General features: G+C 36.9%; 19 protein-coding genes. All 19 read right to left on the bottom strand.

Annotation, left to right across the window (positions count from 1 at the left end):
- Nucleotides 1-566 precede the first annotated feature (566 nt).
- Nucleotides 567-1,904 (bottom strand): M20 family metallo-hydrolase, encoded by a 1,338-nt coding sequence (locus G8782_RS12580; protein WP_172371681.1) that lies wholly within the window; start codon nucleotides 1,902-1,904, stop codon nucleotides 567-569.
- 111 nt (nucleotides 1,905-2,015) lie between these two features.
- Nucleotides 2,016-2,750, bottom strand: a complete 735-nt coding sequence (locus tag G8782_RS12575; protein WP_172371679.1) for a glutamine amidotransferase — start codon at nucleotides 2,748-2,750, stop codon at nucleotides 2,016-2,018.
- 12 nt (nucleotides 2,751-2,762) lie between these two features.
- Entirely contained in the window at nucleotides 2,763-3,704 is a 942-nt protein-coding gene (gene rbsK, locus G8782_RS12570) for a ribokinase (RefSeq protein ID WP_172371677.1), read from the bottom strand.
- Nucleotides 3,705-3,753: 49 nt separating this feature from the next.
- A complete protein-coding gene (locus G8782_RS12565; RefSeq protein WP_216667865.1) occupies nucleotides 3,754-4,698 on the bottom strand; it encodes an ABC transporter permease in 945 nt (314 codons plus the stop codon).
- Nucleotides 4,699-4,728: 30 nt separating this feature from the next.
- A complete protein-coding gene (locus G8782_RS12560; RefSeq protein WP_172371673.1) occupies nucleotides 4,729-5,742 on the bottom strand; it encodes an ABC transporter permease in 1,014 nt (337 codons plus the stop codon).
- 6 nt (nucleotides 5,743-5,748) lie between these two features.
- The gene (locus G8782_RS12555; protein ID WP_172371671.1) at nucleotides 5,749-7,059 is read right to left on the bottom strand and encodes an ArgE/DapE family deacylase; all 1,311 of its coding nucleotides are present in this window, start codon (nucleotides 7,057-7,059) and stop codon (nucleotides 5,749-5,751) included.
- Between the two features lie 28 nt (nucleotides 7,060-7,087).
- The gene (locus G8782_RS12550) at nucleotides 7,088-8,593 is read right to left on the bottom strand and encodes a sugar ABC transporter ATP-binding protein (RefSeq protein WP_172371669.1); all 1,506 of its coding nucleotides are present in this window, start codon (nucleotides 8,591-8,593) and stop codon (nucleotides 7,088-7,090) included.
- A 94-nt stretch (nucleotides 8,594-8,687) separates the two neighbouring features.
- Nucleotides 8,688-9,713: an autoinducer 2 ABC transporter substrate-binding protein gene (locus G8782_RS12545; RefSeq protein WP_172371794.1), complete on the bottom strand. Its 1,026-nt coding sequence runs from the start codon at nucleotides 9,711-9,713 to the stop codon at nucleotides 8,688-8,690.
- Between the two features lie 150 nt (nucleotides 9,714-9,863).
- A complete protein-coding gene (locus tag G8782_RS12540; RefSeq protein WP_172371667.1) occupies nucleotides 9,864-10,853 on the bottom strand; it encodes a LacI family DNA-binding transcriptional regulator in 990 nt (329 codons plus the stop codon).
- 705 nt (nucleotides 10,854-11,558) lie between these two features.
- Nucleotides 11,559-12,728 carry a YeiH family protein gene (locus G8782_RS12535; protein ID WP_172371665.1) on the bottom strand — a complete coding sequence of 390 codons (1,170 nt, stop codon included), beginning with the start codon at nucleotides 12,726-12,728 and terminating at the stop codon, nucleotides 11,559-11,561.
- Between the two features lie 110 nt (nucleotides 12,729-12,838).
- Entirely contained in the window at nucleotides 12,839-14,089 is a 1,251-nt protein-coding gene (locus tag G8782_RS12530; RefSeq protein WP_172371663.1) for a Zn-dependent hydrolase, read from the bottom strand.
- On the bottom strand, nucleotides 14,089-15,447 hold the full coding sequence (locus tag G8782_RS12525) for a dihydroorotase (protein WP_172371661.1): 1,359 nt from the start codon (nucleotides 15,445-15,447) through the stop codon (nucleotides 14,089-14,091). Before G8782_RS12525 ends, G8782_RS12530 begins: the two co-directional genes overlap by 1 nt.
- 124 nt (nucleotides 15,448-15,571) lie before the next feature.
- A complete protein-coding gene (locus G8782_RS12520; RefSeq protein WP_172371659.1) occupies nucleotides 15,572-16,288 on the bottom strand; it encodes a cyclase family protein in 717 nt (238 codons plus the stop codon).
- A 24-nt stretch (nucleotides 16,289-16,312) separates the two neighbouring features.
- Nucleotides 16,313-17,053, bottom strand: coding sequence for an SDR family NAD(P)-dependent oxidoreductase (locus tag G8782_RS12515; protein ID WP_172371657.1), 741 nt, complete (start codon nucleotides 17,051-17,053; stop codon nucleotides 16,313-16,315).
- 24 nt (nucleotides 17,054-17,077) lie between these two features.
- Nucleotides 17,078-18,637, bottom strand: coding sequence for an HAL/PAL/TAL family ammonia-lyase (locus G8782_RS12510; protein WP_172371655.1), 1,560 nt, complete (start codon nucleotides 18,635-18,637; stop codon nucleotides 17,078-17,080).
- Complete coding sequence (locus G8782_RS12505; protein WP_172371653.1) at nucleotides 18,631-20,007, bottom strand: UbiD family decarboxylase; 1,377 nt, start codon at nucleotides 20,005-20,007, stop codon at nucleotides 18,631-18,633. Before G8782_RS12505 ends, G8782_RS12510 begins: the two co-directional genes overlap by 7 nt.
- Nucleotides 20,008-20,025: 18 nt before the next feature.
- On the bottom strand, nucleotides 20,026-20,787 hold the full coding sequence (locus G8782_RS12500) for an IclR family transcriptional regulator (RefSeq protein WP_172371651.1): 762 nt from the start codon (nucleotides 20,785-20,787) through the stop codon (nucleotides 20,026-20,028).
- A gap of 114 nt (nucleotides 20,788-20,901) precedes the next feature.
- Nucleotides 20,902-21,609 carry a cyclase family protein gene (locus G8782_RS12495; RefSeq protein ID WP_172371649.1) on the bottom strand — a complete coding sequence of 236 codons (708 nt, stop codon included), beginning with the start codon at nucleotides 21,607-21,609 and terminating at the stop codon, nucleotides 20,902-20,904.
- A 46-nt stretch (nucleotides 21,610-21,655) separates the two neighbouring features.
- Nucleotides 21,656-22,570, bottom strand: a complete 915-nt coding sequence (locus tag G8782_RS12490; protein ID WP_172371647.1) for an ABC transporter substrate-binding protein — start codon at nucleotides 22,568-22,570, stop codon at nucleotides 21,656-21,658.
- Nucleotides 22,571-22,578: the final 8 nt, after the last annotated feature.

Below are 22,578 nucleotides of genomic sequence, written 5' to 3'. Positions count from 1 at the left end.
TAAAAAATCCAGAAGCTCAAGAAGTATTAAAAAACTTCACGCGACTAAAAGTTTAAGACAAAATAGTCTGGAAAATATTGTTAAAAGGGGTAAATAAATATCAAAGTCAGCTAATGAAAATAGCATGCTCGAGGAATTATTGAAGTTCGTGGAGGATTGTACAGATTCTGTTCCCAATGAAAGTCAAGTAGAAAAGTATGTAAAAGACCTGGAGACGTGTTGGTAAAATAATACATTCTATATTCTTAGAGAATCAGGAAGTACTACCTAAAGAAATAAAAGAAGAAGTGATAAATAAAGCAACTTTTTTAAAAGAATATCTTGATATTTTAATAAGAGACTTATCCACTTCACAGATTCTGAATCGTGATTAAAAGGGCTTCTTCAGACTGGAGTGCTTATGAAATTAAGTAAAACATTGCGGCATTCCCGATAAAATTCCATATGTATAAAGTATCAAAAGGAAGCCGAACTATTACCACATGATCAACTTCCCCCCTCTTACTTTATATAATTATTGTAAGATGTCCTAAATCAATCTTCGTGGTGGTTAACCAAAATTCAATTCAAACATTTTTCATTATTTCTTCTATAAATCTTTTCAGGACATGAATTGTTTGAACACAATCATTAAGTGATGAACGTTCCAGTGGACTATGGCTGATACCATTCTCACTTCGGACGAAAAGCATAGCAACAGGAATATCTTCCCCTAGAATCATAGCATCGTGTCCCGCACCACTTGGTAATTTAATTGGACGAATACCATATCCTCTTAATGACTCAGATAATATATCTTGAATTGTCGACTCTATTTTAACAGGAAGTATATTAATTAATTCCTTTTTGTCAATCTTCACCGAAAACTCATTTTCAATACTAGCAAGTAATCTAAGCACCTTAGTAATTAGATTATTCCTGGTTTTGATATCTGTATCACGAATATCTACATAAAGTGTTACTTTACCCGAGATGACATTTATGCCATTCGGATGAATATGCATCTTACCTACAGTCGCTACTGCTGTATCACTTACTCGATTTGGTAAGTTACTTAATTCGTGAATAAACTTTCCCGCCGCAACAAGCGCATCAGATCTTCCAACCATCGGTGTACTTCCTGAGTGACCAGCAACACCATTAAATGTAAGCTCATACCAAACCGGCCCCGCTATACCATTTACAATGCCACATGGGAGATTTTCATTTTCAAGTATTTTTCCTTGTTCAATATGTACTTCAACAAATAATTCAATGTCATTTAGATTTCTCTTCGCTTCCTTAAACCCAGGAATAGTTAAACCATCAGATGCCAATACCTCTTCAAAACTCATACCATTAGCATCATGTAATTTTATGAGTTCATCTAATTGATATTTCCCACACATCCCCTTACTGCCTATATATCCACTATTGAAACGGGAGCCTTCCTCATCAGAGAAAATTACAACTTCAAATGGTTTTTTAGGTTGATATTCATTTTCTTTCCACGCTTCAACAACCTCGAGAGCTGCTACGACTCCCAATGCTCCATCGAAATGTCCCCCATTTGGAACAGTATCTACATGCGAGCCAGATAAAATGGCAGGTTTGGAATTGTCTTTAGCAGATAATCTCCCAAACACATTTCCTGCCCCATCCTCACTCACCTTTAAACCTGCTTTATGCATCCAAACTTTAACTAGCTCTTTTGCGGCTCTCTCTTCCTTGGAAAATCCAATTCTTTGAGATCCACTTTCTTCAGTTAGACCAATTTCAGCTAGCTTCGCTAGTCTGCTGGCAATTCTATGTCCGCTAATACCATCAGTATCATTCTTTCTCTCATCATAATTTTCCATCAAATTATGTACAAATGATTCTTGCTTTTTTATCCGAATCACTTCCTTTTCAAAAGTGTTTGTCATATTATAGATTTCCTACCAACTGATTAGATAGGCTATGTTGGTAGTTATAAGCCCCATTGTTGTTATTCCACTATTCCAAACAATGCCTATCTAATTTTACATTTAACTCGATTATCTCTTAATTTGTTCCAAAAGTCTTACCCAGAAAGGAGTGTATTGATCCCATTCAACGAATTCAGTTGATCCCCAGTGAGGAGCACAGTCACTTGCAAATGCAGCTGTCTTTCCTTTTCCATATTCACCTACGACTAAAAACGGATCATCTCCAACTTTCACAATTGTTGTTGCATCTTCTTTAGCGGAAAAGCGATTGTATCCAAGGAATATTGGCCATTCACCTATATCTGTTGTAATTTTATGTTCTAAAATAGTCTCTGGTGAAACGCCTTCTGGTTTCTCTACACGGTCATCTCGATCAAGCATTTTGATTGGAAGAACTTCTGCAAGAACAGTATTTTTATAATTTGCCTTCCCTTCTATCCCCATAAAGGACAGGTATCCTCCAATCATAAGCAATCCCCCACCACTTTCCACATATTGGCGAATTAATTCCAATGCATTTGGAACTATCTTCATATTATAAAATGTGCTATTCTGCAGTAAAAAAGTGTTGCTTCCAATATCACTAATGACAATAGAATCGTATTGTTCCAATGTTTTCAAGTCTTGTGGAAATCTCATCTGAACCTCATGCGATGGCATATAATCAATCTTCACACCACTTTCTTTTAAACTCTCAAGTAAATAAGTTGCACCTTCTTCATATTTTGTCGATTCAAAAGTGTCATATCCTTTCGCATGAATCATATGCACAGTCCAGGATTCTCCAATAAATAATACTTTCAATCAAATCTCCTCCTAAATGATATTTTGCAAATTATATTTTTTATTAAACGATTCTAATTCTCTAATTGTTGGCATTCCTTCTTGCGCTCCAAGTTTTGTTACTGCCATTGCACCGACTTTCATCGCTAAGGAAATTGCGTGACGTAGATCTTTACCGGATGCTAATGAATAGGCTAATCCTCCATTAAAGGCATCCCCTGCCCCTGTAGTATCAACCACTCGGACAAAATGTGGTGAAAAATTCTCTTCTTCATCATTGTTTGAAAAGTACTTTGCTCCATTTTCACCTAATGTTACAATTAATCCTGCTACCCCCATGGTTAATAATTTTTTGGCAGAATGGTCTAAATCTTTTTCAATTGTAGAACCTTGTGCAAGAATCAGAAGTTCTGTTTCATTTGGTGTTAAATAGTCCACTATCCCAAGAATATCCTTGGATAATTCAGCAGCTGGAGCAGGGTTTAGGATAACTGTTTTCCCCATTTCCTTAGCTTTTTTAATTGCGTATTCAACAGTCTCCAACGGGATTTCCATTTGGAGGAGAACTAGGTCTGCCTTTTCTAGCACGTCCTCAGCTTGATCTATATGGTCAGGCAGTAAATGAGAATTAGCTCCAGGGATCACTGTAATACGATTATCATTTGGACTTACTTGCACACAGGCTATGCCAGTTTCTTCCGATTCAAGCATTTTGATATGCGAAGTATCGATACCTTCATTACTCAAACTCTTGAGTAGTTTTTTTCCGAATTCATCATTTCCTACCGCTCCAATTAGACTAACCTTTGCACCTAATCGAGCCGCAGCTACTGCCTGATTTGCACCTTTTCCACCCATTGCTGTCGAAAACCTTTTTCCAAGAATAGTCTCCCCCTCATCAGGAAACTTCGGCGACTCCAATATCATATCTAAGTTTAAACTGCCTATAACGACAATATTTGGCGATTCTTTCACTCGACTGAGATTCTCCTTCTATATTTCATTTAATATACTAATAACATAATTACTTAATAGCTTTCAGAGATAATCGATTCGATGAATATTGATTGAGAGCTACAGCACCAATTAATATTATCCCTAATATTGCAAGTTGCCATATTGCATTAATATTTGCGATTTGCAGACCCGGAGACAACATCGTAACTACCAAGACAGCCAGCATGACTCCGCCTAATTGACCTTTTCCACCGAAAATATGCATCCCACCTAATACAGCAATGGTTATTGCTTGCAATTCTAACCCTGATCCAACATCTGCTCTTGCTGTCATTAACCATGAAGACATAATTACAGAACCAATTCCAGACAATAGCCCTGATAGAGTAAACAAAAGAAATCTTGTTCGTTTAACTTTGATGTTGGCAAATTTGGCTGCGGTATCATTCGTGCCAACTAAATAAATCTGACGACCAAATACTGTTCTATATACAATAAAACTAATGATTAGAAATACCGGTATAACTATCAATAACACCTGAGTTGGTATACCTAAAATGGTACCTTGGCCAAGAAATCCAAAACTTTCCGGGAATCCACTTATTGGCGTGCCTTTTGTAAGAACCAGAGCAAGAGAACCATACATATACATTGTGCCTAACGTTGCAATGAAAGGAGGTAATCCAATTACAGATGTTGCGAAACCATTAAAAGCACCAAGTAGAACCCCTACTAAAATCGCAATAATAGACGCAATCCATATACTAATTCCTGCATTAAATGCTAGTCCCATTAATACTCCTGACAAACTGACCATTGATCCGACTGATAAATCAATTCCACCGTTACCGCTAGCAATCACCAAAGATTGACCAATTGCAAGTAATGCAATAACAGCTCCGAATTGTGTGATTTCAAGTAAGTTTTGTACAGTGAGAAAGTATGGACTTAGGATTGACATGATAATAATTATCATGACAAGTAGCAAGGTTAAAAAGTAAGTTCTGCTCATCAAAACTTTTTGTATAAACCCACCCATATATCAATCACCTCTTTGTATTTCTAATTCTAATTCTTCCGCTCCTAACGGAGTTCCAGTTGCTCTTTTTCGTGTAATTTGCTTATTTATTACTATATCAATAGTGACTGAAATGAGAATTAATAAACCGATAATTGCTTTTTCCCAGAGCGAGGGGACACCAAAAATAACAATTCCGTTCTTCATTACCGTAATAAATAATACGCCAGCTAATGTTCCTACAAGCGATCCCCTACCACCAGTTATTGCCGTCCCCCCAATAATAACTGCAGCAATTGCTTGAAGAGGTAATTCAAGCCCAATCGATACTTCAACACTACCCATACGCGCAACATACATTATTCCAGCTATTCCGACAATTCCGCCTGAGATAGCATAAGATAAGATTTTGACTTTTACACTATTAATTCCAACCAGGTTTGCCGCTTCTGGATTCGTACCAATTGCATAAAGATGACGACCGAATGGACGATAAGTGAAAATATAATAAAACAAAGTATATATTAACAGAACAATGAAGAATACAATAGGTATTCCAAATATTTTATTGGTCATAATCGGTGTAAAGACAGGGGGTAATCCTGCCAGCCAATGTCCACCTAACATGCCAAATACTACCGCTCTTCCAATATTCATTGTTGCCAGAGTGGCGATTATCGGTGGAATTTTCATCACGCCAATTATTAGACCATTGATTAAACCTAAAGACATTCCAATGGCTACTGCAATAATTGTAACAAGCAGAGGATTTACCCCAGACTGTATTAAGTTCCCAACAACTATTGCAACAATTCCTAATACAGCACCAACAGATAAATCGATACCACCTAAAATAATTACCATTGTCATTCCAATACTAACAATTGCAAGCTCAGCGGAGTTTTGCATAATACCTTTCAGGTTATCTGCACTAAGGAAGTTATCTGCAAAAAAACTGAAAAATATTACTTGCAATACCAGTAAAATAATTGTTAGATATTCACGTCTGCCCGGTCGAGGTATATAACTTTTAAACAATTGACCTCACTCCTTTTCAGTTCCGCACCAATTCAATATTGTGGCAGCAATCGCTTTTGTTGATCGTATTAATTCATCACTTGTCACATATTCATCACTTTGGTGGGCAATTCGTGGTTCTCCGGGTCCAAAATTAACTGTTGGTATTCCTACATTGATAAACCACCCCATATCAGTATGGGAACTCATGCCTTCTACTGTAACTGGCTCACCGATACTCTCCAATGTGTTGCTAAACACTTGAACAAATTCATGATCGGGACTGATTTCAGCACAGTCTGCATCTATAAGCCATTCTACTTCTGGCGGATTTTCTTTCAACCAAGGGTCTGTTTTTGCAACTGCATTAATGAGTTCTTCGATTTCTTTCTTTACGTTTCCACCCATCAATAATTCATCTCTTTCTGATGGTAAATATTGTGCATTAAAGACTATTTCAGCCTGATTGGCAAAGGCTGTTGGGTATTCACCAGCATTGATTTGAGCAACATGCAATTGACAAGGAATCGGTAATAATGGATGCGTTTTTCGAACTTCCCAATCTTTATTTAAATGGCGGAAATGTTCCAAGTAAAGTCTAGCTTTCTCAATTGCATCCACCGCACCTCCTGTACGCCAATCTCCTTGTGGCATTTCGATATGTCCACTTCTACCTTCAATTATTAATTTCCCCCATAAAATTCCACGACACATCGGCATAACCGATAGTGAAGATGGCTCAGTCATTATACATGCATCCGCTCGATATCCTTTATCCACAAATGCTAATGTCCCCATTCCACCTGCTTCTTCATCCGCTAGTGTTCCGACTTTAATCGTTCCCGAAAGTTTGACTCCACTGGCTAATATCGCCTTTACCGCCATTATCATTGCGGCTACGCCGCCCTTCATATCTGTTGTACCGCGTCCATATATTTTTCCGTCAATAAGTTCCCCACCAAAAGGATCAACTGTCCACTCGCTACCCGGCTTCACAACATCAATATGACCAGCTAATAAGATTGATTTTCCGGAGCCATTCCCTTTTAATTCACCATATAGATTTGGGCGATCCGTAAAATCTCTACCCGCATAGTAACCTGCCCTTCCTTCATATTGGGCCAACTCATCCGCGACAGGTTCCCACAAATCAGTTTCAAACCCCATTTTTTTCAAGTAATCTTCAATAAATAGTTGAACTTCCTTCTCTTTCATTGGGTATTTTTCATCTTCAAACCATGGATTTACACTTGGGATTCTAATAATATCTTGAAGAAAACCAATTACTTCTGTTTCATTTTCATCAATCCAAGTTGTCACCTTATTTATTTGTTTCATTATTTTACCTCCGTTTAATTTATCTACTTTATGAAATTAAACCCAAAGCCTTTCTAAGTACACCATCTTCTGTCATATTCTCACGATTGGTAAAACCAGTGATTCTTCCTTTATGAAACGTCATAATTCGATCTGATAAACGCATAACCTCTGGTAAATCTGAGGAAATCAATAAAACTGCCACACCACTTTCCGCTAAAGTAAGAATTAATTCATGAATTTCAGTTTTAGTTCCAATATCGATACCACGTGTTGGTTCATCTAAAATTAATACTCTAGGGGTATTAATTAACCAACGAGAAAGAAGAACCTTTTGTTGATTTCCTCCACTCAAACTAATGATTAAATCTTCCATATTTTTTGTTTTAATACTATACTTTTCAACATTTTTTTGAATAATTTTTTTTTCATCATTCAGATTAAGAACCCCAAATTTATTGGACATTGTCGGGAGAAATGCTGCACTTAAATTGTATTTTATAGAATGTAAAGAAAAGTTTCCTTGAGTGCCACGATCCTCTGGAACGTAGTAAATCCCTTTTCGGACTGCGTTGTTGGTGGAATGTTTAGTTAGTTTTTTCCCTTCGAATTCAATATTACCGCTATCCATTGCCAATTCTCCGAACAGCGTTCTAGCAACTTCCGAACGTCCTGAACCAACAAGCCCATAGACACCAAGAATTTCCCCAGGTTTTATCGAAAAAGAAATGTCGTGAAACATTTTGGATTTACTTAAATTGTTTACTTTAATAATCGGTTTTTCATCATAATAGTCTCTAAGTCTATAAATATCAGAGTTAATCTCTCTTCCACTCATTGCAGTAATGATTCTATTCTCAGTTGCTTCGTTTGCCGAAAACGTTTCAGTTACCTTACCATCTCTAAGTACAATCATTTGGTCAGAAATTCGCAAAATTTCTGGAATACGGTGGCTAATATATAAAATACTAACTCCATTTTCTTTAAGTTCAGCAATCAATGCGAATAACTTCTCTGACTCAGCTTGACTCAATATTGAGGTCGGTTCGTCTAATATAAGTAGTTTTGATTGTCGATGTAATCCTCGAGCAATTAAGACTAATTGTTGATTTCCAATTGATAAATCACCCATCATCTCATTAAGTGTATAAGTAGGTAGATCAACCAGTTCCAGTGCTTCGGCTGCTTGTCTATACATCTCTGGCCAATCAATGCTGCCGAATTTCGTCTTAACTTCTTCACCGATAAATAAATTCTCCAATACGGATAGTTCCGCAAATACATTGGGTTCTTGATAAACAATTGAAATACCAATGTCAATAGCATCTTGAGTATTATTAATTTTCACTTCATTACCTTCGAATTCTATCTTTCCAGTATCGGATTGTAAGGCACCCGCAATTATTTTCATCAAAGTCGACTTACCAGCACCATTTTCACCGATTATACTTAATACTTCACCTTTGTTAACTTTCATATTTACGTTTTGTAATGCTTTTATTCCACCAAATGACTTACTGACCCCATTAAGCGTAAATAGTACTTCACCTGTCATGTAAGCACCTCCAATGTTACCTTCTTTATTATTTGTCTAACTCACTCTGCAAATCTTCCATCACATTATGAGTTAGACAAGTTACTAGTTTAGTTTAAAAATCAAAGTCTCCAACATTATCTTTATCAATGATAAGTGGTGGTCCCAATAGTAGAATTTTCTCGTCTTTTAAATACTTAACTTTGTCTTTGACGCCGGGAACGTCATTTTCTTCACTAAACTCTTTTCCATCAACCATTTGCTTACCAGCCCAAACTGTTAAATACCCCAGTTCATATGCATCCCATAAAATTGATTCTTTCATAACGCCACTTTCAATAAATGGTTTTACAGTAGCCGGCGAACCATATCCAATGACAGCTACTTCTCCTGCTTTGCCTGCTTGTTGAACTGCTTGAGCTACACCTGGGATCGTTGAAGATGATACTGCAACAATTCCTTTTAAGTCTTGGTGTTTTGTCATTAATTCTTGAGATTGGGTTAAGGCCGCTTCACTACTTCCGCCCGGTGTGTATCGTATATCTACAATTTCAATGTCTGGGTATTTTTCATCAATTCTTTTTTCCATGTAATCAATCCACGAGTTTAGATTTGTTGCGGTTGATTCTCCTGAAACAATACCTATTTTACCTTTCTCATCTATTTGCGCAGCAAGGCGATCCATTAGTGTATAACCGAGATCCTCATCAAGTGCTTGTGCCACAAAAAGATCGCGTTCACTATCGGGACTATCACTATCCGCTGTATATGTTTTAATTCCAGCCGATTTTGCCTTTTTAATAATTGGGTTAATTGATGAACTATCAATAACTGCCACGGAAACCGCATCAACTTTTTGACGAATTAAACTATCCATAATTTTCGATTGTTCCGGCGCACTAGAAGTTGTTGGACCAGAATAAATGAATTCAACTCCTAAATCCTCTGCAGCCTTTTTCCCCCCTTCTTCCATAGCACTAAAATATGGAATGCCAATCAACATCGGAATAAAAGCAATTTTTGTTTTATCCCCATCTTTACCTTTGTTTGCGGTACCCTCACCGTTGGAACAACCAGTAAACAAGAGCAACACCACCAACAATAACCCTATAAATGAAATGCTTTTTTGTTTGATTTTCATTTTCAATATTCTGACCTCCCGTTTAAATGTATTCACACAATATCACGATTCTAATTGCTAATTTTCACTTGTACCTTTCAGTTTTAAACACCCCCTTTATGTATGTTTAATTTTTATAAATTCAATACAACATTCACAGCGAGTAACAATTTATCGTAATGTTGATTCTTGTAACCTGAGCCGAATATCCAATTCAAAACTCTCTATTTTCTTACCAGGGTTTTCAATCAATTGAATCAACTCTTTCATTGCTAATTCACCCATTTTAGAAATTGGTTGTTCTATCGTTGTTAATGAGGGAACCATATAACGAGCCATACTAATACCGTCAAACCCTACTATGGCAATTTCATCTGGAACTTTTCGATTCCATTCATAGATTGCCTTCATTGCTCCAATAGCAGATAAATCATTTGCCGCAAATACTCCATCAATCTCTGGCTTTCGAATTAACAACTCCTTCATACCGAGATATCCGCCTTCAACACTATAATTACCAGGAGCAATCCAACTTTGATCAAACCAATCAAATTCCTTTAAAACAGATCGATACCCCCACAATCTATGGATGGCTGTTATTTCTTCATCAGTTCCTTTCAAATGTCCAATTCTTTTACAACCTACATCTAATAAATGCTTTGTTGCAACTTGACCACCTAATTTATTATTAACGGAAATACTCGTAAACTCATCTTTGAAATTCGACCGATCAATTTTAACAATGGGAATTTCCATTTGAGTTAATTTATCTAAATCTTCTTCCTCTAGCATATGGGAATCCATTATAACTCCATCCACAAAACTGCTTCCTAAGGAATCAATATAATTCGTAAGCTTCTCTTTACTACTATCAGTGTTAAATAAAAACACTTTATAACCAAAGGCATGAGCGATATTTTCTATCGCACTTGCTAATTCAGGAAAAAATGGGTTGTTTATAGATGGAATGATTAGAGCTATTGTTTTTGTATTCTTCTTTGACAAACTACGTGCAATCTGATTAGGGTGATAGTTAAGCTCTTTCATAACCTTTTCGACATGTTCAACTGTTTTCAATTTTACACTTTTGTTATTTAACACTCGGGAAACAGTCGCAACGGAGACCCCAGCTTTTTTAGCCACATCTCTCATTGTTATCATTAGAAAACCTCCGTAACCGCTTACATTTATTATGCATAACAATCGATTAAATCCTGTATACACAACGATGTAACCGATTACTTAGTATGTTATCATAATTTAATAATTTTAGTCAATGGCAAATAATAAATAAATTCATAACAGTTAGATAGGTCTATTCCATAGTCGAACGGGAAGTTAGGATTAAGATAGCCTAGTATTTATTTTTTTGTAGTTAAATTATTTAGATAGCATGAATATTCCATTAGAATATACAGAGAATTGTCGCACCTAAGTCTAAAAATACAGGGGATTTTCGGAGAGGTTTCTTTCTAAAATTCAGAAACCTAATAGAATCTTGCGCGGTTAGAACAATTTTTACTTTTTAATCTATCAACACCCGCTTCACGTATTTCATGGGTTCGCCGAACTTGATTCTATAACCTTTTCAACTCTGCCACACATCTAAGTCAATACTTGTGCATGGACATATGTCGATACCATTTTTGTCTTAACCGTATTTGCAATTTGCTATTTTAAGCACTAAAAAAGTGCAAGACCTGTACAATTACATTGCACTAGCTCGCACTTCGGGAGATATCGACGCACTTGTATATAATCAGCCTCCCCTTTTTACCTTTGTGGAAGGTACTTATGTGAACTGCAAGAATAACAATTTCTGAGTTTGGATAAAAAATTTAGAAGACATCGACAAAGCGTTCACTGTTAAATCACTATTAAATGACCGAATAATGAAACTATTATTAGACTAACCGTCCCAACTGAAAAGGCAGCAATTAACCCAATATAGAAAGGTTTTATTCCAAGTCCCTTGAAAATCTTGAAGTTAGTGGATAACCCAACCCCCGCCATTGCCAACCCTAACATGTATTTCGATCCAAAAGAGCTCCAAAAGTTATAAAATTGTTCCCATGTAGATGGATTAAAGATACCAAAGGCTGATCCGGTTTTCTCTAAGGTCAAATCACCAATTGTTCTAGTTAACGCGAATAATAAAAATCCAATTACGAACAATGGTACTAACTTATACCATTTAGGTAATTTGTATTCCTCTCCAGATTCTTGTTTATCCACACTTTTAAAAAAGAGGTATGAAACAAGTGGAATAACAGCTATGATAAATAGATTTCTTGTTAACTTTGTAATTGTTGCCACATCTACGACTTTTTCTATATCATACATTTGATTATAAATTAGCGCAGCCCCCGTTACTTGGGCAGTATCATGGATAGCAGTTCCTAGAAACAATCCCGCTTTAATCGGGTCATTCAAAAAAAACAGATGTGCTAAATATGGGTAAAAAAGCATGCCAATTAATCCAAATATAGTAATATTTGCAACCGCATAAGATATTTCATTTTCCTCAGCCTTAACAACAGGCGCAGTCGCCATAATAGCTGTTACACCACAAATTCCTGTTCCACAGGCTATTAATGTTCCGAGGCGATTTGATTGCTTCATTTTTTTCGTAAAAAAAAGTGTTACAACTAGTCCACATGAAATACAGGAAATTATAAGCGGAAGCCCCCAAACTCCTAGTTTTAATGCTTCAGTCAGGCTAAGGCGTAAACCAAGTAAAATGATTCCCGCACGCAAGGCATACTTAACGGAAAACCCCACCCCCTCGATGAATATGCTATGTAATCCAATGGTGTTCCGAATAATAATTCCTATTAAGATAGCAACAAATATACCAGATAAAGGGCTTGCACTTCCCGCTGGTAAAAGGTTAAGTTTCACAATTATAAATCCGAGTTGATCTGCCCCATAAATACCAAGAAAAACCACAATAAAGCAAAGGATAAGTCCAGGTAGGAGCCTAATAATTAGATTGTTTTTGTATTCAGCTTCTAATTTTTGTGAAGTGTTTTCCATTGATTTTTGCTCCTTTAAGTTCTCTCCTAGATGCACACCAAATGATTCATGAATCACCAATTATTTGGCGTGCACCCAATTGAACTATACATTTGCCGAAGTATTTTATTTCATAAAAATTTCTCGTCAAAGTACAAAAGTGCATTCCCAAGTGCAACGACGCCTATTGCAACTTGATTATATTCAGACCATTCTTCAGGACAATGACTTTTACCATCTTTACTAGGGATAAAAATCATACCTATCGGCGCAATTCTGGCAATTTGATTTGCATCGTGCCCGGCACCACTTGGTAATCGAATAGTCTTACCAACTTTATTACAGACACCCTCGATTCCTTTTATTATTTCTTTTTCAATAAGAATTGGCTCCGAGTGAGATAGTTTATCTATAGAAAATGAAACTCTCCTATCATTTTCCACCACCCGAGTTTTTTCCATTATTAGTCCAAACATTTTTTTCATTGCATTTATACTTAGTGAACGTAATTCTACATCGAAAATAACTTTACCTGGGATAACATTTGATCCATTCGGTTCATTAAACAATCTTCCTACTGTACCGACTACTTGCTCCTCATATGAAAGATTTGCAATTTTTTCAATTGCGAGGATTAATTCAGAAGCCGCTGTTAATGCATCAAAACGCATATTCATCGGTGTTGTTCCGGCATGATTTGGCTGTCCTTTCACCTCGATACGGTAGCGTTGAATGCCTACAATCCCAGTAACGATGCCTAAATCATTACTTGTTTGTTCCAATACTGGTCCTTGTTCAATATGTAATTCTAAATACAAGGATATATCACCGTTTCGCAATGCTGTTTCAGAAATTTCTTCAGGTCTGCCTCCAGCACCTATTATTGCATCATAAAGTTCTAAGCCATTCGGATCTTTTCTTTTTAACATTTCAACAGGCAAATTATCGACCATTCCCCTACTACCAAGAGTTGAGATGCCAAACTCGCTAGGTTCCTCGGCTGTAAAATCCACAATTAGCAATGTATGATTTAAAATTATATTTTTCTCTTTTAATTGCCTAGCAATTTCTAAGCCTGCCAAGACGCCAATAATCCCATCAAATCTACCACCTCCGGCTACCGTATCCGTGTGAGACCCAATCATCAAGGGTGGTAAATCTTTATTTTTCCCTTCAATCTTACCTATAAGATTTGATGAGGCATCAATTTGGACTTCGAGCCCGCATTTTTCCATCTCATTTGCTAACCATTTTCTGCTTTGTTCATACCACTTTGTAAAGGGTCTTCTAGTATAGCCATCAACTTTTTCATCTATCATTTTCGAAAGTGTTTCAATGTCTTTTTTAATTCCTTGATCATTTAAATAGAAATACTTTTCCATTATTCTATTTCACTTCCATGAATCGCTCTAATAAATTGCCCGTGTCCAACTTTTTCAACTACCTTACCGTTATAAACTTCCTTTCCTCTTACAAATGTACGCTTTATTTTACCGTGGATTTCCATACCATTATACAGACTCCAACCTGCCGTAGATTGCATGTTTGTCTCATCAATTACCCATTTTTCCTTCGGGTCCAAAATTACAAAATCCGCATCGTACCCCATTTCGATTTTTCCTTTGCGATGCCCCAATCCAAACCGATTGGCTGGATTCTCACTTAATACTTTTATGAGTTGCAATAACGAAATTTTACCTTTCGCAACACCTTCGCTATATAGTATAGGTAAAAGGACTTCAACACCTGGTGCACCTGACGAATTTTCGAAAATATTGTCCGCTTGCTTTCTATTAATTTCCCATGGTGCATGATCTGAAGTAATCATATCGATTCTACCTTGCGAAATTAATTCCCATAAATCACTTTTATCTGCTTCTAATCGTAAAGGGGGATTAATTTTCCCTTTGGCTTTAACCCTATCCATATCATCTTCGCTTAGCGTTAAATAATGAGTGCATGTTTCGGCAGTCACATCCGTGCCATGTTGTTTATAATAATCAACCAGTTCAAATATCCGCTGAAATGTGCAATGGTAGAGGTGAAGTTTTACGTTCGTATAATGTGCTAGCTCCATTACAGTTAATACTGCAGTTGATTCGGCTACTTTCGGTCTACTTTTACAATGAGCGGAAGGATTATTATTGCCCAAGTCGGCATATTTTCCAATATACTTTCTCACAATTGAGTCTGTTTCCGCATGTACACCTACGGGCATTCCTGTTTTTTCAATTTCTTGGAAAGCCTCATATAATTCACCTTCCTCAATCTTAGGAAAACGAACTGGATCCGTATTAAATAGGGAAACCTTGATACCACACGCACCTGACTCTGCCAATAATGGAATTTGCTCTAGTCCCCCATTTGCTGCAATTGTTGCAAGCATCGCTACATCTACGACCGCTTCTTTTTCTAATAGTTTCTTCTTATTTTCGAAAAGTTCCTGAGTGCATATTAACTTATCAGCATCGTAAGGCATTTCAATAATTGTAGTCACACCGCCGGCCGCAGCTGACTTCGTCGCATTAGAAAATCCTTCAATGCGTGAACTATAACAGTGGACATGAGCATCGATGGCCCCTGGTAAAATAAATTGCCCCGCTACGTCAATAATTTCTGTGTTAGTTGCCAACTCTTGAGATACAGAAGTAATTTTCCCGTTAGCTATTGTCAAATATGAATCAAAAAGCACCCCTGTCGGTAAAACTATATTCCCTTTAATTGTTATTATATCTGCCAATTAAATCCCCCCCCTTTTTATTCCCAAGAGCTTAATTATTACACTTTGTAGAGATTCACGGAAAAGCTATTAAAATAATAGCTATTACCTTTTAATCTTTTAGGGTAATAGCTATTTGAATTGATTATTGATTATTTAGCAGCCCTTCTATCGCAAAGACTCGACAAGGAGCACCCTCCGTACCTTTAAGCTTAATAGGTGCACAACATAAAATGACTCTTTCTTCCTTTATCTCAGCTAGATTAGTACACCACTCAATTAAGCAAACATTATTCCCTAAAAACAACCGGTGATTCGGACTACCTTCGGGGGTCCCCCACTCGCGTCCCTCCGGCGGGTATAAAGGATGATCACATGTCATAAAGTCTTGTGCCAATGACTTTATCCCACGTTCCATTAGCCACTCCCCAGCGTCTGGTGATAGAGTAATCATTTTTTCCCAGAATTCTAAAGTACCAAACATTTTATCTACCCAACCTGTTCGGATAATTACAATATCGCCTTTTTTCATTTGCACACCTGTTGCTTCTAAGTCTTCGGCTGTTACTACTTCTCCAGCTTCTTTATGCATCATATCAAAAACGACTGCTTCTCCAACTAACCAATCTAATGGTATTTCATCGTTATTTAACCCACCGACTACATAATGAGACGGAGCATCATAGTGAGTAAAATGTTGTGTACACAATTCTACCTCATGCGATGAAGCTGTATTTTCTTCTACTGATGCAACTTTCTTTATAGCATTCGATGATTCTGCCTTACCGTAAACAATACTTCTTGGAAAGCCTGGATATTTAGTTTCCGGATCTATTGTTAAGCTCAAGTCGATTACTCTCACTAAAATTCCTCCTAATTTTAATAATTATTGTGCTGTATAACCACCATCAACTAGAATGTTTGAACCCGCAATATATGAAGAATCGTCACTAGCCAAAAATAGCACAACATTTGCAATTTCCTCTGGTTCTGCTAATCTACCAATTGGATGATTTGCAATAAGACCATCAATAAATTCTTTTGGTTTTGATGTAATGAGAGGTGTTAATGTATATCCTGGGCAAATGGAGTTTACACGAATCCCCTCTTTCGCATAGTTAACCCCTAGAGTTCTGGTTAAGTTCGAAACTCCCCCTTTAGCGGCAGCATTTGCTGTAACTGAAGGTTGTCCTACTAGGCCTAGCACAGATGAATTGTTGATAATTGAACCACCTCCGGACTCAAGCATCGCCTCAATAGCAATCTTATTTGTTAAAAATACGGAAGATAGATTCACTTCAATAACCCTTTGCCAATCACTCATAGTCATCTCATGAGCCATCGCGGACTCCCCAATTCCCGCATTAGCGAACATGATATCTAGTTTTCCAAACTTATTAACGGTTTCTTCCACAAGATTTCTAACGTCAGTTTCTTTCGTGACATCTGTACGAATAAATAAGCATTCGGACCCATTTGTAGATAAACTTTTTGCTAAATCCGCACCATTGTCGTCCAAATCTGCAACAACAACCTGTGCCCCCTCTTTTATGAATAATTCAACTGTTGCCTTTCCAATCCCATTTGTTCCACCAGTAATAATTGCGACCTTATCTTTGATTCTCATCATCATCACTCCCACAGTAAATTATTACTCTATAATTGATGTTACTTTTTCTCTCGTATTTATTTCATTTAGCATAGCACCACTTCTGATTAAGGAATGTGCTTTCTCAATATCTTGACTTAGCACACGATCTTTATCTAACATTGGTATTATCCCCCTAAGAGATGCGTATGCAATATTTGTTCCCTTACCTAACTTAGGCGTACCTAATAAATCGATAGCTTGCGCTGCCACCATTAATTCAATACCTATCATCATTTCCAAATTTTCTATAATCTTTTCAGTTTTTTGAATAACGAAAGTCGCCATACTAGCATGATCTTCCACCCCATTAGCTACAGGAAGTGCATCTAAACTTCCCGGATTCGCTAAATGTCGAATTTCAGCTGCTAAATATGTATATGTTTTCTGTAAGGTTGAAAAGCCGTTACTCAATCCGGGGTCAGATGTTAAAAACTTTGGAAGATCACTGAACCCCGGTGACATTAATTTTTGGATACGGTGTTGAATCATATTAGCCAAAGAGGACGATTGTATTCCAAGAAAATCAAAACGCATTGCAATAGTTTGTATATGATAATTGCCATGTGATATTAGTGAGGTTTCTTCCGGTGACAATAATGGATTATCGCCTACGCTATTAATTTCTATATTCATACCATTTAATGTAAAATCAAAAATATCTCTACATGCTCCATGTACTTGAATAGCACTGCGATAACTTATTGGATCTTGAACACCTCTTTGAATATTCTCATCCCATAAAAAACTATTCTCTAAATAATTGACTATATCTTTAGTGCAATCCAATTGCCCTTTATGAGGACGATAGACATTAGGTATTGAATGTAATGATGTGACATTCCCGCGAAAAGCCTCTAATGATAAGGCATAGGAAATGTTTGCGTGGTCCAACATCGAAGCATAACGGTAAACTAATAGAGCAGCATGACCAATTGATACGCCATTATTGCTGCAAAGAATTAGACCATCTTTTGGTCCCAATTTAATCGGTTTCAATCCTGCTTGTTCCATAGCCTTAATTGATGTCATTGTTTTTCCTTGGTAAATAACTTCTCCTTCACCAATAAGAGCCAATCCCATATTCGCCATTGGACCTAGATCACCAGCTCCAATAGATCCCTTAGAAGGCGTTAGTGGATGAATCCGATGATTAAGCATGTTTATATACATATCAAGAATCTCAGGCTGTACACCAGTACCCCCTTTAGCCAATGCATTTGCCCTAGCAATCATAATTGCCCTAACAATATCTTCAGAATAAAATGGGCCTACACCTACACAATGACTTAGTAGAATGCGATATTGGTATTCAGATATAAGTGCATCTGGTATTTCAACATTTTTATTTGCTCCTACACCCCGAGTTACGCCATAAATCGGTGGACCGTTTTTCGTGATATTTACCAATACATTCCGCTCATGATGGATTCGATTCATTATTCCGGGCGCCAACATTACTTTTGTTTTATTTAAAGAAACATTTATAATTTCTTCTATCGTAAGGTCACTACCTGTTAACTCAACAACTTCCAATTTTCCCCGGTAGTGACTTGTTAGCATTCAGATCCCTCCCCTACCTTGTATGTACTCCATTCTTTTTTAACTTTTTCCATAATCTCCTTTGGAATTTCCGCCTTTGGCAGTGCTGTTTCTTCGCGAAGAGCAATAATTCCAATCTTTGAAACAGTGCCGTTTTCGACAACTGCATCAGCACGATCTGTTCTAACTCCAGGGACAATAAAAATATCCCGATGAGCTTTCATTCGAGCTGCGATAGCCCATTCCACATCTACTGCATCATCAATCCTAATATCATCATCTACGACCGTAACTTGTTTTGTTAAATTAGAGTGGGCAAACGCTGCAAATGCTGCTTTTTGACCTTCACCGACACGGGGATTCGAAAGACTTACAACACAATGTGATCTACCCATTCCCCCCTCTGTAATATAAACCTCTTTCACTCTTGGAACTGCCGCTCTTATATGTCTAAAAGTTGTTGTTTCAATTGCCATTGCCCCAATAATAAAATGTTCATGATATCTACCTGGTAAAATTACTTGATACATCGGATTCTTCCGGTGAGTAATCGCTTTCACCCTTAACACAGGACTTTTACCGTAATTCACGTACATCCCATGAAACTCCGAAACTAAACCTTCTTCGTAGAGCTCACCCGGTATAAATTCAGCCTCAATTACGATTTCCGAACCAGAAGGAACTTCAACATCAATAGTTATACCTGGGGACAGTCCTAACGGTTTGTTAAACATGCCGCCGGCAATATCAAATTCATCAAACCCTAAATCAACATAAGCATTCGCAGCTACTAAAGTCGCTGGGTGATTACCTAGGGAAATTGATACTTCTAAAGGCTTATTTAGTTTTTTTGCTTTTTCTAATAAGATGTGCAGATGGTGACTTGGTGACATCCCAATCATTAATTTGTCTGGACCTAACACTAACAATCGGTTCATAGAAACATTTCTTTTTTTAGTTTCTGGATCTTTTGCTACAATAAGGCCAGCACTAATATAATATCCCGCTTCTTTTTCAAAAAAAGTGGTGACTGGAATATGCTTCATAATATCGACGTCATCAATAATTACTACTTCACGGCATGGAGCATCATTCACTAAGATAGAAGGTATAGGATTTTCAATTCCATTATTGATAAATTTTAGTGATGCCGCCAAAGTATTTTCAATTCCACAAGTTAGTGCAAAGTTTTCACGGTCAACCAAATCCCCAATCACCGGTATTGAATAACCTTTGACATTCTCGAAGACAACCGCTTTTCTGTCCCTAGTTTGCGCTAAAACAGCTGCCAACTCAAAGTTTGTATCGACCTCACCTTTAACAGTTGTGATTCTCTGGTTTTCCGATAATATTTTAAGAGCAGATCTCATATCTTGCCCAGTGGCAATCATCAGTACCTCCCCCTTCTTTTAAATATAATTAATTTCAGCTAGCTTTAGTTTTTCATTTAACCTTTTTACTTTAGCAAGTAAAAGGTTAGTAATCTTTTCTTTTTGGTTTGAATTTATTCTGAAGTCAGGGCCTGCTACAGACAAACCGGCAATAATATCACCATTTGCGCCGAAAATCGGAGCAGCTACTGCCCATGCACCCAAGTCCATCTCATCACTACTAACTACATACCCCTGATCTTTCACTTTTTTTAACGATTCTTTAAACATATTAATATCGTCAATCAAGTTCTCTCTTTTTAACTCTTCCAAAGTTCTATCTTGCCTTTCTATTTCCATAAAGGCTAATAATACTTTGGCTGATGCACCCGCATGTAATGGGTGCATCCTACCTCTTTCAAAAGCTAACTTTATAGTTTGACTACTCTCAATTCTGTCTATACAAATTGCTTGATTATTAACTAAGCCTGATAGGATTGCTGTTTCACCGGTCTCTTGTGAAAGCTCTTCCATTATTGGTGTAGCCATATTAATTAAATTCATGCCTGTTTTTGCGATCTTTGAAAGTTGAAAGACATTTAACCCCAAACTATACTGCCCAGAACCGCAGTCTTGAATCAACTCTTTATTCTTTAAAGTCTCTAATAACCGGTAAACAGTACTCCTAGATAAATCAAGTAATTCCATAATTTCCTTTACTGATAAAACAGGCTTTTTTTCAGTAAACTGGAATAACATATCTAATCCTTTTTCAAGAGTTCTATTGGATTCCGATGACATAATTACTCCCCATCCCTCACATATGAATTTTTTTAGTACCTAGAACCATTACATAATCATGAAAGCTTTGAGATGAGGAGTTAGGTAAGGGCCCCCAAAAAATCTAAGCTTATATTATAATAATCCTTCGATTGCAAATGCACGACAAGGTGCACCATCAGTTCCTTTTAGCTTGATTGGAACACATCCAAATAAAAATCTTTCTTCACTTATAGCCTTTAAATTCGTTAACCATTCGAGCATCACTACATTCTTTCCCAAAAACATAAAATGATTTGGACTCCAATTATCAGTTTCCCATTTTCTATCTTCAGGTGGATGCAGGGGGGAATCACAAAGCATAAAGTCTCCTGCAACCGATTTTACATTATGCTTCATTAGCCATTCTGCAGCACAAGTTGACAAACCAATCATTTCATCCCAAAATCGATATGTTCCCCATGCTTCATCTGTCCAACCGGTTCGAATAACAGCAATTTCACCTTCGTTGGGAACAATCCCTGTCTTGATTAAATCTTCCGCAGTGACATAGCTTCCCGGTTCCTTATGAAGCATATCGAACATAACTGCCTTCCCGACAAAGGAATCAATTGGAACCTCATCGTTTTTTAGTCCGTCTTCCAAAAAATGAGCCGGTGCATCATAATGCGTAAAATGTTGAGTGCACATTGTAAAGTTGTGGGACTGCACTTTGTTTTTTGTTAATGAAGCAACTTCTACTATTTTAGTAGATGATTCGGGTTCCCCGTAAACTAGACTTCTAGGAAACCCTGCAAATTTAGTTTCTTCGTCGATCGTTAATGATAAATCAATAATATTCATTTAAATTCCCCCCTAAATGTATCGGATAAAGAAATCCATCAACAACTTACTTTTTTATTAACCCTTTTTCCAATAAAAATTCTTCAACGATTTCACGTTCATCCATTTGATCATTATCCATTTTAGAATTCATTGCTGACATTTCCTTTTCATCTATTACCCCGGACAACATATTTAAGACTTCGCCCACTTCGGGATACTTTTCAAGGAAATCCATCCTTAAAATTGGTGCCGCATAATAAGGTGGGAAATAACCTTTATCGTCTTCCAACGTCACCAAGTTTAGCGCTGGAATGCGGCCATCTGTAGCATAACCTACTAATACATCAATTTTCCCCTCATCAATAGCTTTGAATGCTAAACCAATATCCATTTCTTTATGATCTTTAAATTGCCCCATTCCATACTTTTCAGCCATTCCCACATAGCCATCTGCCCTTTCAAAAAACTGTGCATCAGAACCAACAATTAAGTCAGGTATGTGCGGGACGAGATCTGAAAAAGTTTTAACATTTAATTCTTTCGCCTTTTCTTCTCTTAAAATTAATGTCCAGGTATTACTAAAACCCAAGGTATCTAACCAAGTAAAACCATACTCCTCTTCATAACCATTCTTTGCTTTCTCATAAACAGATTCGGGTGTATCATCTTCTTGAAGTTCTAAACCTAAGATGTTAATTAAACCTGTCCCAGAATAATCAACAAAAAGTTGTATATCATTATCTTTTAGTGCTTGAGTTAAAACGTTAGAAGTTCCCAATCCATCCCTTAGAACAATATCATGATCTGTATGGTGCTCTAATAACGTGCCCAATAAATGAACTAATAAAATTTGTTCCGTAAAGTTTTTTCCCCCAATTGCAATTTTAGTTTTTTCATTCCCTTCACCCCCGGAATCGTTTGAACAAGCTGCGATTAGCAAAATCACAGATACTAATATTAAGACTCCAATTTTTCTCATAACCTTCA

Origin of the sequence: Sporosarcina jiandibaonis (assembly GCF_013184495.1) — a bacterium.
GTDB lineage: Bacteria > Bacillota > Bacilli > Bacillales_A > Planococcaceae > Sporosarcina > Sporosarcina jiandibaonis.
Note: the sequence above shows the minus strand (reverse complement) of the source record. Positions and strands in the feature narration are given on the sequence as shown.